Origin of the sequence: Variovorax sp. IB41, from assembly GCF_016405905.1 — a bacterium.
Lineage (GTDB): Bacteria > Pseudomonadota > Gammaproteobacteria > Burkholderiales > Burkholderiaceae_C > Variovorax.
Genome location: NZ_JAEFCB010000014.1, coordinates 46,603 through 62,119, shown reverse-complemented (window position 1 = coordinate 62,119; position 15,517 = coordinate 46,603). Strand labels below are relative to the sequence as shown.

15 protein-coding genes are annotated in these 15,517 nt (G+C 64.0%); 12 read left to right on the top strand and 3 right to left on the bottom strand.

Features of this window, described 5'->3' with window-relative positions; all coding sequences use genetic code 11:
- Window positions 1-95: 95 nt before the first annotated feature.
- Window positions 96-299, top strand: coding sequence for a hypothetical protein (locus JC881_RS22660; RefSeq protein WP_198787932.1), 204 nt, complete (start codon window positions 96-98; stop codon window positions 297-299).
- A 368-nt stretch (window positions 300-667) separates the two neighbouring features.
- Here the strand turns inward: JC881_RS22660 and JC881_RS22655 are convergent, their stop codons facing one another.
- Window positions 668-1,138, bottom strand: coding sequence for a hypothetical protein (locus tag JC881_RS22655; protein ID WP_198787931.1), 471 nt, complete (start codon window positions 1,136-1,138; stop codon window positions 668-670).
- 72 nt (window positions 1,139-1,210) lie between these two features.
- Between JC881_RS22655 and JC881_RS22650 the strand changes: the two genes are divergently transcribed.
- The 10 genes from JC881_RS22650 to JC881_RS22605 all read left to right on the top strand — a co-directional run bounded on the left by JC881_RS22650 (window position 1,211) and on the right by JC881_RS22605 (window position 12,934).
- Window positions 1,211-2,365, top strand: a complete 1,155-nt coding sequence (locus tag JC881_RS22650; RefSeq protein ID WP_198787930.1) for a polysaccharide biosynthesis/export family protein — start codon at window positions 1,211-1,213, stop codon at window positions 2,363-2,365.
- Between the two features lie 7 nt (window positions 2,366-2,372).
- Complete coding sequence (locus JC881_RS22645; RefSeq protein WP_198787929.1) at window positions 2,373-2,828, top strand: low molecular weight protein-tyrosine-phosphatase; 456 nt, start codon at window positions 2,373-2,375, stop codon at window positions 2,826-2,828.
- Window positions 2,825-5,086 carry a polysaccharide biosynthesis tyrosine autokinase gene (locus JC881_RS22640; RefSeq protein ID WP_198787928.1) on the top strand — a complete coding sequence of 754 codons (2,262 nt, stop codon included), beginning with the start codon at window positions 2,825-2,827 and terminating at the stop codon, window positions 5,084-5,086. The genes JC881_RS22645 and JC881_RS22640 overlap by 4 nt, the downstream gene beginning before the upstream one ends.
- Window positions 5,087-5,421: 335 nt before the next feature.
- Window positions 5,422-6,147 carry a sugar transferase gene (locus JC881_RS22635; RefSeq protein WP_198787927.1) on the top strand — a complete coding sequence of 242 codons (726 nt, stop codon included), beginning with the start codon at window positions 5,422-5,424 and terminating at the stop codon, window positions 6,145-6,147.
- A 148-nt stretch (window positions 6,148-6,295) separates the two neighbouring features.
- Window positions 6,296-7,393, top strand: a complete 1,098-nt coding sequence (locus JC881_RS22630) for a hypothetical protein (protein WP_233101977.1) — start codon at window positions 6,296-6,298, stop codon at window positions 7,391-7,393.
- On the top strand, window positions 7,390-8,550 hold the full coding sequence (locus JC881_RS22625) for a polysaccharide pyruvyl transferase family protein (protein ID WP_198787926.1): 1,161 nt from the start codon (window positions 7,390-7,392) through the stop codon (window positions 8,548-8,550). Before JC881_RS22630 ends, JC881_RS22625 begins: the two co-directional genes overlap by 4 nt.
- Before the next feature lie 16 nt (window positions 8,551-8,566).
- Window positions 8,567-9,634: a glycosyltransferase gene (locus JC881_RS22620; protein WP_198787925.1), complete on the top strand. Its 1,068-nt coding sequence runs from the start codon at window positions 8,567-8,569 to the stop codon at window positions 9,632-9,634.
- The gene (locus JC881_RS22615) at window positions 9,631-10,902 is read left to right on the top strand and encodes a hypothetical protein (RefSeq protein ID WP_198787924.1); all 1,272 of its coding nucleotides are present in this window, start codon (window positions 9,631-9,633) and stop codon (window positions 10,900-10,902) included. The genes JC881_RS22620 and JC881_RS22615 overlap by 4 nt, the downstream gene beginning before the upstream one ends.
- 5 nt (window positions 10,903-10,907) lie before the next feature.
- Window positions 10,908-12,137 (top strand): hypothetical protein, encoded by a 1,230-nt coding sequence (locus tag JC881_RS22610; RefSeq protein ID WP_198787923.1) that lies wholly within the window; start codon window positions 10,908-10,910, stop codon window positions 12,135-12,137.
- A 182-nt stretch (window positions 12,138-12,319) separates the two neighbouring features.
- Window positions 12,320-12,934: a phytanoyl-CoA dioxygenase family protein gene (locus tag JC881_RS22605; RefSeq protein ID WP_198787922.1), complete on the top strand. Its 615-nt coding sequence runs from the start codon at window positions 12,320-12,322 to the stop codon at window positions 12,932-12,934.
- 6 nt (window positions 12,935-12,940) lie between these two features.
- Here the strand turns inward: JC881_RS22605 and JC881_RS22600 are convergent, their stop codons facing one another.
- Together JC881_RS22600 and JC881_RS22595 are read right to left on the bottom strand one after the other, a co-directional pair.
- The gene (locus tag JC881_RS22600; protein ID WP_198787921.1) at window positions 12,941-13,339 is read right to left on the bottom strand and encodes an outer membrane protein assembly factor BamE; all 399 of its coding nucleotides are present in this window, start codon (window positions 13,337-13,339) and stop codon (window positions 12,941-12,943) included.
- Between the two features lie 50 nt (window positions 13,340-13,389).
- On the bottom strand, window positions 13,390-14,775 hold the full coding sequence (locus JC881_RS22595) for a YadA family autotransporter adhesin (protein WP_198787920.1): 1,386 nt from the start codon (window positions 14,773-14,775) through the stop codon (window positions 13,390-13,392).
- A gap of 196 nt (window positions 14,776-14,971) precedes the next feature.
- On the opposite strand from JC881_RS22595, the gene JC881_RS22590 reads away from it, so the two are divergent.
- Window positions 14,972-15,364, top strand: a complete 393-nt coding sequence (locus JC881_RS22590; protein ID WP_198787919.1) for a carboxymuconolactone decarboxylase family protein — start codon at window positions 14,972-14,974, stop codon at window positions 15,362-15,364.
- Window positions 15,365-15,517: the final 153 nt, after the last annotated feature.

Genomic DNA, 15,517 nt, shown 5'->3' with positions numbered 1-15,517 from the left:
CACTTTTCTTGAGCTATCCTCTCGCACCCGACACGCGTAGCGATTTTTTACACATCCTGGGGCTGACGCGTGCCCGAGCGAAGGGGGAGAGACAGATGCGCTTGATCTTCATCGAATTGCTGTTGGCCTTGGTGCTGCTGCCACTGAGCGGCCTGTTCTGGTGGTGGGCCTTCGGCATGGGCGGCTGGGCGCTGGCCGTGTTCCTGGTGCTGGTCGGCATCACCCTCTACCTGGTGCTGCGCGGCGTTCGCGCCACCAAAGACCAGCTCGGCCAAGGCGGCAACGACGAAGAGCAGTAAGCCGCGCCCCCTGTTCCGCCACTCGCTCGGCGGAACATCCCCACCCAAGGCCTCTTCGTGAGGCCTTTTGCATTTATTGGCCGCGGCCGAGCGCGCCCAATTCCTGGAAATGCGCCATTCCATTGCGGTGCACCGGCGTTGAATTCTTTTTCATGCCTCCTCCTGTCATTGCGTCCGATTAGACAGGTTTTGCATGACGGAATTACGAAAATTCCGTGGCATTCGAATTACCGGAATTCAAATAACACTACGAAAGTTTCAATTCAAAATGAATCTGAAATCATTCATTTTATTTCGTGTGCAATCGTTGCACGATCCTGGTGCTGCCCCCGCCCGCAGCCGCATCAATTCGAAGTAGACCGAAGAACCTACAGCAATTCAAAACCGGGCGGAAATGGTTGGCGAGGTGCCCCTTGTGGTGCCGCCGCACCCGGTTCGCGAACAGGGTACCCCAAGTTCAGGGGCGCGCTCCATTCGAGGGGTTGCACGAAAATACAAAATCTTACAAAAACGGGACGCAAGGTCAAAAACCCTTGAATCCAGGATTTCGTGGTCTGGATGCGACGATCGCCCCACGCGCCGGGGTAATTAATAAGTCGCCATTTCAATCGCCTCAATTGCATTCCGGAATGCTGTTCCAGCGGCCGTTTTCCCAATGAAAACGATGTTCCGGAGAGTGCGATGGGAGATAACCCCGCACGGCGCAGGGTTGCGCCACGAATAGACACGATTTTTTCGCCTCTGCGACGAAAAAGAAGGTCTTCGGCCGCAGCGACAATTGGGTTTTCGACCGCGTACCGATAAAGCACAGGCTCGCTTTGAAGTGCGCCGCGATCCAAAGGCGACCTCCCGCATCAATCGGGCTCGACCTTTGCATATGAACCGCAGTGGTTGAAAAAACCAGTTTTGCAATGGAGATCAATTTGACACGCTACGTGTACCTGATGGGGTGGAGCGTCGCCCTGGCCGGCGCGATGTTGCTCCAGGGCTGCGCACCGGGTTTCGGCACCCTGGCGGCCTCCGAGCCCGACCAGAGCCCCGCGCCCGCGCTGTCCGCCGACGGCTCGCCCGAAGGCGCGCTCACGCCCATTTCGCCGGCGCTCATCCGCGCGATGGCCGATGCGCAACCCACCGCGGTGCCCTCCGACGTGAAGGCGCTGTTCGGCGAGGCCGCCCCGTACACCATCGGGCCGGGCGACGTCGTGGGCGTCATCGTCTACGACCACCCCGAGCTCCTGCCCAACGCCGGCGCCGTCATCACCCAGCAGGTCGACCCGACCGGCATCAGCGTGGCGCCGGGCTTCATCGTGGGCGCCAACGGGGAGATCAGCTTTCCCTACATCGGCCGCGTGAAGATGCAGGGCCTCACCGAAATCGAGGCCTCCGACCTCATCGCCAGGCGCATCGCGCGCTACATCAAGGAGCCGCAGGTCACGGTGCGCATCCAGTCGTTCCGCAGCCGCCGCGCCTTCGTCGAGGGCGAGGTGCGCACGCCGGGGCTGCAGATCTTCACCGACGTGCCGATGACGCTGGCCGAGGCGCTCAACCGCGCGGGCGGCATCACCGCCAACGGCGACCGCTCGTTCGTCACGCTCACGCGCGGCGACCGCACCACGCTGGTCGATCTCACGCGCCTGCAGGACCTGGGCAACGGCGCGGGCGACATCCCGCTGCAGAACGGCGACGTGGTGCAGGTGCGCAACCGCGACGAGAGCAAGGTGGTGGTGATGGGCGAAGTGCTGCGCCCCTCGGCGCTGCTCATGCACAACGGGCGCCTCTCGCTGAACGAGGCGCTCGGCGAAGCCGGCAGCGCCAACCTGGGCACGGCCAACCCGGGCCAGATCTACGTGGTGCGCAACACCGCCAAGGGCACGCCCGCGGTGTTCCACCTGAACGCGAAGAACCCCGCCGCGCTCGCGCTGGCCGACCGCTTCCCGCTGCAGCCTCGCGACGTCGTCTACATCGACTCGGTGCCGCTGGTGAGCTGGAACCGCGTGGCCAGCCTGATCCTGCCGGCCGCCCAGGTCATGGACATCGGCGACCGCATCTACATGAACCACCGATGAGCCGCCGATGAAAACCGTGCTCACAGTCTGCATCGGCAACATCTGCCGAAGCCCGATGGCCGAGGGCCTGCTCGCGGCGGGCCTGCCGCACCTTCGCGTGGTGTCCGCGGGCACCGGCGCGCTGGTGGGCAAACCCGCCGACGCCACCGCGCAGGCGCTCATGCGCGCGCGCGGCATCGACATCTCGGGCCACGTTGCCCAGCAGGTCAGCCAGATGCTGTGCCGCCAGGCCGACCTCATCCTGGTGATGGACCTGGCGCAGCGCCGCTACCTGGAGTCGGCCTACCCGTTCGTGCGCGGCAAGGTGTTCCGCATCGCCGACACCATGGCCCAGGACGTGCCCGACCCCTACCGGCAGGGCGACGCCGCGTTCGAGCGGGCGCTGGCCCTCATCGACGCCGGCGCACGGACGTGGATCGACCGCGTCCTGAAGATCACAAAACCTGAGCAGCAAACCATATGAACGCATCCCCGCAAGCCGCCCCAGCGATGCAAGCGCCGGACGACGACGGCGAGGGCATCAACCTCGCGGAGTACTGGGACATCCTGGTGGACAACCGCTGGCTCGTCGCGGCCGTGGTCGTCGTTTTTCTCTTCCTGGGCACCGCCTATGCGCTGCTGGGCAAGCCCGTCTACGAAGGCAACCTCGCGGTGCAGGTGGAAGACTCGGGCAACTCCGCGGGCAGTTTCCTCGGCGATGCGGCCTCGTCGCTCCTGAGCGTGAAGACGCCGGCCGCGGGCGAAATCGAAATCCTCCGATCGCGCGCCATCCTGGGCAAGGCGGTGGACAACACCAAGCTCTACATCAGCGCGCGGCCGCGCTATGCGCCCTTCGTGGGGAGCTACCTCTCGCGCCGCGCCACCGAGCTGTCGGAGCCGGGCTTCATGGGGCTCTCGGGGTACGTCACGGGGACCGAAAGCATCCTCGTGCCGCGCTTCGACGTGCCGCCCGACTTCGAGGAGCAACCGTTCAAGCTCACCGTCGGCACCAACGGCCAGTACGAGCTGAGCCACCCCGACATCGAGACGCCGATGAAGGGCACCGTCGGCACCTTGCTGTCGGCGAACATTCCCAACGTCGCGAACGGCAGCCTGAGCCTCATGGTCACCAGCCTCGGCGGCAAGCCGGGCGCGCAGTTCCAGCTCGTGCGCTCGTCCACGCAGAAGACGCTGCTCGCGCTGCAGGACGCGCTGAAGGTCGTCGAAAAGGGCAAGCAGTCGGGCGTGCTCGACGTGAGCTGGAAGAGCGCCGACCCCGAGAAGCTCACGCAGCTGCTCAACGAGATCGGCACGCTCTACGTGCGCCAGAACATGGAGCGCAAGGCGGCCGAGGCCGAGAAGACGCTGGGCTTCCTCGATACCGCGCTGCCGCAGTTCAAGACGCAGCTGGAGCAGTCCGAAGACATCTACAACCGCTACCGCAACCAGAACGGCACGGTGAGCCTGGACGACGAGGCCAAGAACGCGCTCACGCAAACCGTCGACCTGCAGTCCAAGCTGCTGGAGGCCGAGCAGAAGCGCCGCGAGCTCGCCGCGCGCTTCACCGACGAGCACCCGGCCATCCAGACGCTCGACACGCAAGTGCGGGCCTGGAAGAGCGCCATCGCCGGCATCGACGCGCGCATCCGCAAGATGCCCGAGCTGCAGCAGAACACCGTGCGCATGCAGCGCGACATCAAGGTGAACACCGACCTGTACGTGTCGCTGCTGAACAGCTCGCTGCAGATGCGCCTGGCCAAGGAGGGTAAGGTGGGCAACGTGCGCCTGCTCGACGAAGCCATCGTGCCCGAGGAGCCGGTGTGGCCCAAGCGCCCGCTGGTCGTCGCGCTCGCGCTGATCCTGGGGCTGGCCGCCGGCATCGGCGCCGCGGTGGCGCGCAGCTCGTTCTTCGGCGGCATCCGCAACCCCGGCGAGATCGAGACGCACACGGGCCTGAACGTCTACAGCAGCATTCCGCTGAGCGCCGCGCAGCGCACGCTCGACCGCAACATCGAGAACAAGGTCGCCGGCCTGCACGTGCTCTCGCACCTGCAACCCGAAGACCCGGCGGTGGAGAGCCTGCGCAGCCTGCGCACCGCGCTGCAGTTCGCCATGCTGGAGGCGACCAACAACCGGCTGCTTATTTCGGGTGCGACGCCCGGTGTAGGCAAAACGTTTATTTCGGTGAATTTCGCGGCGATCAGCGCTGCGACCGGTAAAAGAGTTCTTTTGATTGACGCCGATTTGCGAAAAGGCCGCGTCAATCAATTCCTCTCGATTCCGCGCGCCGGCGGATTGTCGGAATTGATAGCAGGAACGCTCGATTTCGAGAAGGCCGTGCGCCCGTCGGTGCTGCCGAACCTGGATGTCATCACCACCGGCGTGCTGCCGCCCAATCCGGCCGAATTGCTGATGAGTGAGTCTTTTGTCCACGTTCTGGACAAACTATCGCCCGCCTACGACCTCGTGATCGTCGATACGGCGCCGGTATTGGTGGCCGCGGATACCGCCTCGGTGGCGCCGCTCGCGAGCACCTTGCTGCTGGTCGCGCGTGCCGAAAAGACACAGCTTGGGGAATTGAATGAAACCGTCAGAAGGCTTGCGCATGCGGGCCGTTCGGTGAACGGCGTAATTCTGAATGCTATCGACCTATCGCGCCGCCATGCGGGCAGTGGGGGCTATAAGTACGGCGCTTACAAGCATTTACAATACACATATAAATCCAACAGGGATTCCACCTAGACCGTGAAAAATTGGAGTTAAATTCAATTCGATGCGCTTGACATTCTGGCGGGCGCATCGAGCCCATACTCAAATTGTATTCACTCAAAAAAATGTAGTACCAATGAATAGTCATTCATTTTTCCTACATTTTCCGTAGTCCGTTGGCCGCGCAATAGCTTCTGCAATGCAGGAGCCATGAGGCAGTTGTGCGGGTCGTGTCGGCCACAAAAAATCAGGGCCATAACCGAAGAGATGCAGGCTATTGAAATTGCCTGCATGAGGAAAGGTGCGTCGCCAATGAAATACCTTCCGAAAGAAATTCTTTCGCGTTTCAGATCTGGATGGAGAAAGCCATGAGAAACCTCCGCCCCGAAGAATCACTGGTCCCGCAAGGCTGGGACAATTCGGAAAACCACCACAGCGAATCGCCCTACGATATCGGGCAGAACCGGGTCAATCACCCGGTATTGCTCCGCATCGGCAAAAGATCGGTGGACATTGCCGCCGCGCTTTTCTTCTTCATCGCCTTCGGCTGGGTGTTCGTGCTGATCGGCCTGTGCGTGATGGTGAGTTCCGGCGCGCCCGTTTTCTATTCGCAGCCACGCTATGGAAAAGACGGGAAGGTATTCCGGTTCTGGAAATTCCGCTCGATGACGGCCAATTCGGCGCAGGTGCTCGAGGAGCATCTGAAAAACAACCCGGAAGCGCGCCGGCAATGGGACGAATACCAGAAGCTGGAAAAAGACCCGCGGATCACGCCTTTCGGCAAATTCATCCGCAAGACCAGCCTGGACGAATTGCCGCAATTCTGGAATGTGCTGATCGGCGAAATGAGCCTCATCGGCCCACGCCCCTGCATGCTCGAGCAGAAATCGCTCTACGGGCACGACTGGAGCCACTACTGCGCCGTGCGGCCGGGCATCACCGGCCTCTGGCAAGTGAGTGGCCGCAACCAGCTGACCTACAACGCCCGCGTCGCCCTGGACGTGCGGTATGTGGAGACGCTGTCCGTGGTGAAGGACGTGGACATCTTCATCAAGACGATCTGGGTGGTGGCCGTGGGGCACGGGTCGCGATGATGAATTTCGCCGGGCCGCACGAATAGAAATTCGTCGGCTGCGGCCGCGAATGGCGGCCGCGACAACCAAAGAAGAATAAAAAAACCAGCGCTGGAAAGCGGCCGGTGCAGGGGAATTTTTGTCTTCGAATGTTCGGAATGGAATCCATATGCTGACGAGTCCTGCCATTGCGGGAAGACCGCCCGGCGAAATCACGCCCCGGAGAAATATGCCCAGGCCCGGAAGGGGCCGGCGTTTCAATCAATATTCGATCGCGGGCATTGCGCTCGTGGTCGTGTACGTGCTGATCTATGCTTTTTTCCGGGAATCGCTTCCCGAAAAATGGAGCGTCGATTCGGCCAAGATCATCGAGATCCTGAATTACGGCGGCGCGGGCGGGGATCTGGACAATTCGTTCGCGGTCACCGCGGCATTGTTCGGCCTCATCGGCGTGGACAACCTGGATATCTTCACCTGCCTGGTGAGCGCGCTGTTCCTATTCTTCGCGACGCACGATATCCGCCGGGCCGGCGATTTCTTTTCGCGGCTGCTGCTGATTGCGCCGTGCATCATGCTCAACATGTTTGCGCCGTCGAAAGAAACCGTGGTGCTCATCATGACGATGTTCATCACCGTGTCGGCGATCTATTTCCGGACATCGAAAAAATTCACCTTCGCGTCGTTCCTCTTTCTTTACGTGGTGTACGGGATCTTCGTACGCCAATACTATTTGCTGATCGTCGGCGTGTTCTTCGGCGTCTATTGGCTCTGGCGCCGCCCGCTCAAATACCATTTGCTGGCGGCCATTGTTGCGGCGGGCGCCATCATGGCGGCGCCGTCCAGCGTTTTGCAGACACTGCAATCGCCACGCGACACGTCCAATGCCTATGCGGAACAAATCGGCAGCGACAACCGCACGGCATTCACCAATATCGCCTCGCCGGCCACCGGCCCCGGATTCCTGGTCAATTACGTCTATGCCGGAACGGTATTGATCACGCCCGTTCTGTATTTCCAGACGGCGAGCGACTTCTTCATGCAATTGATGATCGGCGCGATGCTGGTCATTCTTTACCGCGCCCGGAAAAAAGCCCGGCGCGGGCATGACCGATTCGAAGTCAGATTCTTCGCCAGCCTGTTCATTGCGCACATCCTGGTGCAATTGATCTTCGAGCCCGATCTGGGGAGTTTTACCCGGCATTTGACCTCGGTGCTGCTCTATCTCATCGCCATCAAGGTCGCAGCGAGAAAACCATTCCTACCATGAAAAAAATCCTGATTTGCGCTGTGCCATTCAGCGACAACCTGGGCGACGGGGTCATTGCCGCGTCGCTGGCGCACATTGCCGGCCTCAAATACCCGGACGCCCAGATCGAATTCCTCGACATTGCCGGGCGCCACGGATTCGACGAAGACAACCTGCGCGGCGGCGGCGCGTTCGGCGTGTTCCAGAAGCTGCCGGCGCTCGTGCGCTCGGCCATCGTGTTCGCGTATTGCCTGAAGAACTACTTCCAGCGCTGGCGCCCGCACTGGAAGGCGGCCGTGAGCGACGCGGACCTGGTCATCGTCGGCGGCGGGCAGCTCTTCTGCGACGTGGCGCTGAACTTCCCGGCCAAGCTGTTCCTCTTGAGCCGGCTGCTGCGCGGCAAGCGGGTGGCGGTGGTGTCGGTGGGCGTCACGGCCAAGTGGTCGTACTGGGGCAAGGTGCTGGTCAACAAGTTCTTCAAGAACGCGGCGCCGGTTTTCTTCGCGACGCGCGATGCGGAGTCCGCGAAGAACCTGCACGACATCTTCCGCATCCCCCGGCCCGACATTCGCGTGGTGCCCGATCCGGCGCTGGTCTGCGAGAGCGCTTTTTCCGAGGAGCTTTCGCCCGAGAAGAAGTGGGACGTGGGCATCTGCGTGAGCAGCCTCGATGCGCTGGTCATGAACTCGGAGTACGGCGACGCGAACGCCATCGGCTCGGCCGATTTCTTCGCCAACCTGGCCGAGGCGCTGCAGAAGGAAGGCGCGCGCGTTCTCTACTTCACCAACGGCGCGGCCGAAGACAATCGCGTGATGGCCGAGATTTCCGCGCGGCAGTCCGGCGAGAACGCTGCGCAGAACTCTGCCTTCCTCGTGCCCAAGCGCCCCGACGACCTGGTGGCGCTCATCAGCGCGTGCTCGTGCATCGCGGCGCACCGGCTGCACGCGAACATCGTGGCCTACAGCCTGAACATTCCGTCGGTGGGGATGAACTGGGACAAGAAGGTCGAGTCGTTCTTCCGCCTCACGGGGCGCACGCAATACCTGTTCGACCTGTCGCCGCGCCCCGACCAGCTCAAGGCCTCGGTGCTGCAACTGCTGCAGGACAGGAATGCAAACCGCGAGCGGCTCGATGCGCTGAAGGGCGAAGTCATCGCCGGCACGCACGCCCTCATCTGACGCGAGGCGCGCCACCATGAAAGTACTGCACGTTGCCGAGACGCTCAAGGGCGGGCTGGAGACGTACCTGCGCATCGTCTCGCGCTACCAGAACACCTCGCCGGAAATCAGCCAGGTGAAGTTCGTGCTGCCGGGGCAGGTGGACTGGCTGGGCGCGGAAAACACCCACGTCGTGCCCACGGCGCGCAAGGCCTCGGCGCTGCTGGCGTATGCGAGGGAAGTGCGCCGGATCATCGCGACCGAACGCCCGGCCGTGCTGCACCTGCACAGCTCGATCGCCGGCGGCGTGGTGCGCGCCATGGCATTGCTCGGGCAGGTGCCGCGCGGCGTGAAGATCGTTTATTGCTCGCACGGCTGGGCCTTCGACCAGACCGGCCCCGCGTACAAGACGCTGGCCTACCGCTGGATCGAGCGAATGCTCTCGTGGCGCAGCGACGCGATCATCTGCATCAGCGACCACGAGACGCGGGTGGCCGAGAAGTTCGGCATCCAGCATGTGCGCTGCATTCCGAACGGCATCGACCAGATCGAGGGCAGCGAGCCGGCGTCGGCCCAACTCGCGCTCGCCGAACCGCGCAAGGTGCTGTTCGTCGGCCGCCTGGACAAGCAGAAAGGCATCGACGCGCTGCTCGATGCCTACGTGCGCGTGAAGCCGAACTTCAAGCTCATCGTGGTGGGCGATTCCGTGCGCAAGGACTTGACCCTCGCGCAATCCGACCAGGTCGAATTCAAGGGCTGGCTGGAGAAGGACGAACTCGATGCCGTTTACCGCGCGTGCGACGCCACCATCGTGCCCTCGCGCTGGGAGGGCTTCGGCCTCGTCGCGGTCGAGGCCATGGCGCGCGGCAAGCCGGTGTTCGCATCGGCCGTCGGCGGGCTCGTCGACATCGTGGCGCACGGCACCAGCGGCCGGCTCTTTTCCCTCGAACAGATGGACCAGACGCTGCGCGACATCGACGGCCTCTCCGACGCGGCCCTGCGCCAGATGGGGCAGGCCGGCCGGCGAATCTTCGAAGAGAAGTTCACCTCGCAGCGCATGAACACGGCCATCGTCAACCTCTACAAGGAGTCGGTTCTCCGATGAAGATTTTCAGAAACCGAACCCGCCGCGTGCTGCAAGCGGCGCTGCTGTCGTGCGCGTGTCTGTCCGCTGCCTTCATGAGCCCTGCGCAAGCGCGCGGCGTGAGCGGCATCGACACCGATTACCCGGTCGCGCTGAGCGTGCAGATCGACCCGGCCACCATCACCGATGCGGACCTCAACGACATCCGCGCGGCGGGTTTCGAGTTCGTGCGCTTCGGCGTGCGGCCGCCGCTCAAGAGCGTGAACCCGAACCTCATCGACTACCCGCGCCTCATCCAGCGCGTGCGCAACGCGAAGCTCGACGCGATCGTCACGCTCTTCGGCGGCAGCGCGATCTGGGGGTTGGGCCCGAAGGACTGGCGCGAGGGCGCGCGCAAGGAGAGTCTCTTCTCCGATTTCGCGGTCAACTTCATGAAGGCGCACACGGGCGACGTGGCCGTGTGGGAGGTGTGGAACGAACCGGACCACAAGACCTTCCTGAACCCCGCGCTGCTCGCGGACTTCGAGACCGCGTCGTCGGAGCTGTGCGCCAACATGGCCAAACAGAAGGTGCAACCCAACATCGTGGTGGGCTTCGGTTTCGCGAACCTGCCCTTCGTGGGCGGCAAGGTGCCGACGCAGCTGGAGAACGCGTTCGTCTCGGCCGCCAAGTCCGATTGCCTGACCGACATTTCCATCCACCCTTACCGCCCGGTGCCCGAGACCGCCTTCGGCGACTACGAGAAGCTGCGCGCACAGCTCGACAAGCGCGACCTCAAAAAGACCGGCATCGCCGTCTCCGAATGGGGTTATGCCTCGTACCTTCCGGTGCGCAGCCAGAGCACGCAGGCGTCGCTGGTGTTCCGCGAGTACCTCATCAACGCCGCGGCCGGCATCAAGCTCTTGAACCTGTATGCGTGGCGCGATCGCGGCCGCTCGTCGTTCTCCAAGGAAGACAACTTCGGGATCATGTCGAACGCGGGCGAGAAGAAGGAGGCGTTCTCCGCGCTGACCGAATTCCTCAAGATCGCCCGGCATTCGAAGAAGGTGTCGTACGACGACGCGAAGGGCGTGAACCAGCTGGTCTTGAAGCGTGACGACGCGCTGCTGCACGTGCTGTGGACGCAGGACAACGAGAAGTCCGTGACCGTGCCCGTCGCCGAAGGCAAGAAGTGCACGCGCGTCGATTTCTTCCCGCAGGTGCGCCGCGGCAGTTGCGGCCCCCGCACGGACGGCGGGTTCTCCGCGAAGGCCTCGGCCTATCCCGTGCTGCTGTCGATCTCGGACTAGACGCGATGGCGCGTCTTTCCGGCATCCGCAAACGTCTGGGCGGGCCCGTCTTCGCGATTGCGGACCAGTGCATCTACAGCGCGAGCCAGCTGCTCCTGAGCTTCGCGCTCGCGCGTGTGCTGTCGCCTTCGGATTTCGGCGTGGCCTCCGCCTTTCTCGCGGTCGTGAGCTTCCAGTACATCCTGCACACGGCGATGGTGCATGAGCCGCTGCTCATCCGGCGCTTCTACGTGAGCCGGTCCGCCGCGTGGACGAGCTGGGCGCTGGTCGCGCTCCTCTCGCTCGCGGGGTACCTGTGCTGGCAGCTCATCGTGTTTCCGGGGCAGGTGCGCTGGGTGGGCATCGCGCTCATCGTGGGCTACGAAATCTTCTGGCTCTCGCGCAGCCTGCTGCTCACGGGGCGGCGCTACGCGATGCTGTGCGCGACCGGCGTGCTGATCTGCGTGGGGTATGTCGCGGTGCTCGGCGTGGAGAAGCCCGCGACGTGGGGCGAGGCGCTGCTGCTGGTCTCACTGCTTCAGCTGCCGTTCCTCGTTCTCGTGCTGCTGAACCTGCGCAACGTCATGCCGACGCTGCCTGCTGCCAAGGCTGCGCAGGGGCTCACCGTGAAGGAGTCGATGGCCTACGGCTGGAAGGCCAGCCTCTCGCAGTTCATGAGCTGGATCATGACGGGCGGTGCCATCCTGCTGCTGGGCTCGTCGGCCGATTCGGAGCAGGGCGGGCTGCTGAAGATCTACATCACCTTCTTGTTGCCGATGCAGTACGTGCTCGCGGCGCTGGGCTATTACCTGCTGCCGCAACTGGCGGCGCGCTGGCATGCCGAAGACCGCAAGAGCGTGCACCGGCTCTTCGTGATGTTCGTGCTGCTGGGCTTCGCGATCGCCGAAGTGGGCGGCGTGGTGCTGGGCCTCGTCGGGCCGCACCTCGTGGTGCTGGCCTTCGGCGAGAACTACCGGCATATGGACTTCTCGCCGTTCTATTACGCGCCTGCCATCTTCGGTCTCACCATGTGCCTGCGCACGGGCTTCCGTGCCGCGGCGCGGCCGGGCGCGCTGCTGTTCTGCTCGGTCGTGGGCGCGGTGGTGTTCGGCATCGCGATGCGCATGGCGAACGCGCCGATCTCGTACATCCAGACCATCCACGCGATGACGCTGGGCTTTGCATGCATGGCCGCGTTGATGATCGGCTGGCTCTTCGTTTTCATGCGAGCGCCGAGACAAGGCCTGAGAGGCTGAGAGGCCATCCGACATGACCGCTCATCCCCCGCAAACGGCCCCACTCTGCGTTGCAAATGCTCGCCATAGCCCGAGCTATGGCTGCGCTTTGCGCCTTGATTGGGGCCGCTTGCGGGGGCTGCTCGGTCACGCCGGACGACCTCTCAGCCTCTGAAACAGGCGAGGCGACCCTTGGAGATCTCATGACCAACCCCTTGCTTCGCGACGTCCGCATGGACGAGCGCCTGCGCTTTCTGCGGGACGGCGTGGTGTGCCTGCGCCAGATCATCTCGCCCGAGTGGGTGCGGCGCGCGCAGGACGGCGTCGAGCACGAACAGGTGATGTTCGAGACCGGCGCGGGCGAGGTCGCGCGGCAGCTGACCGTGACGCGGCGGCTGCGCTGGATCTACGACCAGCTCTTCGATGGCGATGCCATCGGCGCGACGCCCTGGCACCAGGACACTTCGTACGGCCTCGCGGACAGCCACCGCATCGTGCGCGTGTGGATGCCGGTGGACCACGTGCCGCGCGAGACGGGCATCGAGGTGGTGCGCGGCTCGCACCTGTGGAAGGCCGAGTACGGCTGGGCCGGCCGCTTCGAGGTGCGCGACATCGAGGCCAACCGCCGCGCCTTCGACATCGTGGGCTACGAGGTCGATGCGGGCGACGTGGTGGCCTTCAACTACCGCTCGCTGCACCACGCGGGCGCCAGCGTGAACTTCAACGAGAAGCGCAAGGCCTTCGCGATCCTCTATGCGGACGACGCGATCAACCTCAGGCTGCCGATGTCGTCATCGCCCGTTTTCCGCGCCGCGTAGTTCAGGCTAGGCGCCCAGCTTGCCGCAGAACTCGGGCAGCCAGTGGAAGCTGCGCGCCTGGTAGTTGCGATCGAAGATCACCTTGTACTGGCAGGTCGTCACGCCGTTGCCCGAGCGGAAATGGAAGATGTAGTCCCACTCGCGCACGGCCGCCATGCCCTCGGAGAAATGCGGGCGGCCGATGAGCTCGTAGAGCTGGTTCTTGGTCGCGCCGGGGCCGATGGCGCGCAGGTTCTCGCGGTTCGGAAAGCTGCCTTCGTTCTGCCATGCGTCGTCGGCTTTCGGCCAGACGACCTCGCTGGCCTTGCCTTCGTCGGTGATGCCACGGCTCACGTAAGAAGTGCAGCCTTGCAGCGCGAAGAGCGCTGCGGTGGTGCCGATCATGGCGATGGAAGTGCGAAGCATGCGTGGTTGTTTTGCGTGTGTCATGAAAGGTCTCTTGAATTTCTCGTTGCTCACCACTGGAACCCGGCACCGGCGGTCAGGCCGACGCTGCCGCGCGAGTTGGCCGAGCCGGTGAGCTTCATCACCCAGCGGCCGTTGTCGGTGATGCTCGAGTAGCCGATGGCGATCGCGTTCTGGCCTTCGTAGCCCGCCACGCTGGCCGCGACCATGTTCTTGCCGGGTATGTACGCCTGCGGCATGCCGCTCATCGCCATCGCGCCGGCGGTGCCGGCATTGGCGTCGCGCTGCGTCGCGCGAATCTCGTTGCGCAGCTGGTTGTTCTGCAGGTTGACCTGGCTGCCCTGCGCGTTCAGCTGGTTCACGTTGACCGCATCGGTGCCGGCCACGCCGGGCGCCACGTTCGAGATGGTGGTGCCGCCCGGCGCCTGCCCGTTGCCCAGCGTGACCTGGTTGTAGTTGACGCTGCCATCCACGTTGGTGCCGTAGTTCACCGCGCGCGACTGCACCGCCTGCAGCTGCCGCACGTTGACCGCGTCGGTCGCCTGCGTGCCGCCCGCCACATTCGTGATCTGCCGCTCGCCGCCCGCGCTGCCGATGGAGATGGCGCCCTGCGTCGAGCTCACCGCGGTGTTGGAGAACAGCTCGGCCTTGCCGCCCATGCCCGCGCGATCGGCAATGGCGCCCGCGCCGAGCGCCACGCCGCCCGTGCTGCTGGCGATGGTGCCGGTGCCCAGCGCAATCGCCGACGTGCCCGAGGCCGTGCTTTGCAAGCCCACCGCCACGCTGGAGACGGCGGTGGCCGTTGCGAAGTCGCCCACGGCGAGCGCGCTGTCGGCCAGCGCCTGGCTGTTGGCACCGAGCGCCGCGGCGTTGATGCCGTTCGCGTTCGCGCGGTCGCCGGCTGCCAGGCTGCTCTTTTTCTGCGCCTGCGTGTTCGCGCCGAGCGCGGTGGCGTTGATGTCGCTCGCGGTGGCGCGATCGCCCGCGGCCAGGCTGCTGGTGGCCACCGCGGTGGTGTTGGCGCCGAGGGCGGTCGCGTTGGTGCCGAAGGCCTGCGCCACGTTGCCGACGGCGGTGCTGCTCACGCCTGCGGCCGTGCTCGTGGAGCCCAGCGCTGTCGCATAGGTCTCGGTCGCCTTGGCATCGATGCCCGTCGCCACGCTGCCGTAGCCGGTGGCCTTGGTGGTGGTGTCGCCGAGCAGCACGGCGCTGTTGCCCAGGTTGCCGCTCACGATGGTCTGCAGCGCTGTTGCATCGGGCCCCCCATTGACGGGGTCGCCGGGCACGCCGCTCACGAGCGCGATGCCGCCGTTGCCGTTGGGCACCTGGCACGACCACGTGGGCCCGGCACCGGTCGAACTGCACACGGCGCCCGAGCCCGCGACGTAGGTGTTGCCGCCGATGGTGACGTCGGCCCATGCGCTTGCGGTGAGCATGCCTGCCGCCAAGACGACAGCACGCCTGAATCCTCGATCCATGATTGTTTCCCCCTGACGCACCCTTTGGATGCGTTAATTTATGAAGGTCACCAATGTATGAACCGAGGCCGCGCCAACAAAGGACCTAATTCACAATGACTGTGAACGAACAGCTACCAAATGTTTACGAACCATCACTGATTCAGGAGATTCGATGAAGCCCCAACCGATCGACTACGCGAACGCTTCCGCCGAGGTCAAGGCCGTGTTCGACGACATCAAGACCTCGCGCAACGTGCCCGATGTCAACAACTTCTGGAAGTACCTGGCCAACGATCCGGTCGCGCTCCAGCGCACCTGGTCGAGCCTGAAGGAAGTGATGGCGCCCGGCGCGCTCGACCCGGTGGTCAAGGAAATGATCTACCTCGCGGTGAGCGTGACCAACGGCTGCGGCTACTGCATCGCGAGCCACCACGCGAGCGCGGAGAAGGCGGGCATGACTACCGAGATGTTCGGCGAGTTGATGGGCGTTATCGGGATGGCGAACGAGACCAATCGGCTGGTCAACGGGTATCGGGTGCCAATCGATCCGGCGTTCGACAAGTAACGATCGTTGTTCGGGGCGGCACTCCCGCCGACGGTGGGCTCTGTTTCGCGAATGTCCCCCGGCTTCGCCTCCTCCTTGATTTCGCGAAACAGAGCCCACCATCGGCGGGAGCGCTTCAGAGCGGTCGTTGATCTGCGATCACCAGCAGCGTGC

Coding starts and splice junctions, on each gene's coding strand:
- JC881_RS22660 (WP_198787932.1), top strand. CDS start 96: ATGCGCTTGATCTTCATCGAATTGCTGTTGGCCTTGGTGCTGCTGCCA.
- JC881_RS22650 (WP_198787930.1), top strand. CDS start 1,211: ATGGAGATCAATTTGACACGCTACGTGTACCTGATGGGGTGGAGCGTC.
- JC881_RS22645 (WP_198787929.1), top strand. CDS start 2,373: ATGAAAACCGTGCTCACAGTCTGCATCGGCAACATCTGCCGAAGCCCG.
- JC881_RS22640 (WP_198787928.1), top strand. CDS start 2,825: ATGAACGCATCCCCGCAAGCCGCCCCAGCGATGCAAGCGCCGGACGAC.
- JC881_RS22635 (WP_198787927.1), top strand. CDS start 5,422: ATGAGAAACCTCCGCCCCGAAGAATCACTGGTCCCGCAAGGCTGGGAC.
- JC881_RS22630 (WP_233101977.1), top strand. CDS start 6,296: ATGCTGACGAGTCCTGCCATTGCGGGAAGACCGCCCGGCGAAATCACG.
- JC881_RS22625 (WP_198787926.1), top strand. CDS start 7,390: ATGAAAAAAATCCTGATTTGCGCTGTGCCATTCAGCGACAACCTGGGC.
- JC881_RS22620 (WP_198787925.1), top strand. CDS start 8,567: ATGAAAGTACTGCACGTTGCCGAGACGCTCAAGGGCGGGCTGGAGACG.
- JC881_RS22615 (WP_198787924.1), top strand. CDS start 9,631: ATGAAGATTTTCAGAAACCGAACCCGCCGCGTGCTGCAAGCGGCGCTG.
- JC881_RS22610 (WP_198787923.1), top strand. CDS start 10,908: ATGGCGCGTCTTTCCGGCATCCGCAAACGTCTGGGCGGGCCCGTCTTC.
- JC881_RS22605 (WP_198787922.1), top strand. CDS start 12,320: ATGACCAACCCCTTGCTTCGCGACGTCCGCATGGACGAGCGCCTGCGC.
- JC881_RS22600 (WP_198787921.1), bottom strand. CDS start 13,339: ATGCTTCGCACTTCCATCGCCATGATCGGCACCACCGCAGCGCTCTTC.
- JC881_RS22595 (WP_198787920.1), bottom strand. CDS start 14,775: ATGCTCACCGCAAGCGCATGGGCCGACGTCACCATCGGCGGCAACACC.
- JC881_RS22590 (WP_198787919.1), top strand. CDS start 14,972: ATGAAGCCCCAACCGATCGACTACGCGAACGCTTCCGCCGAGGTCAAG.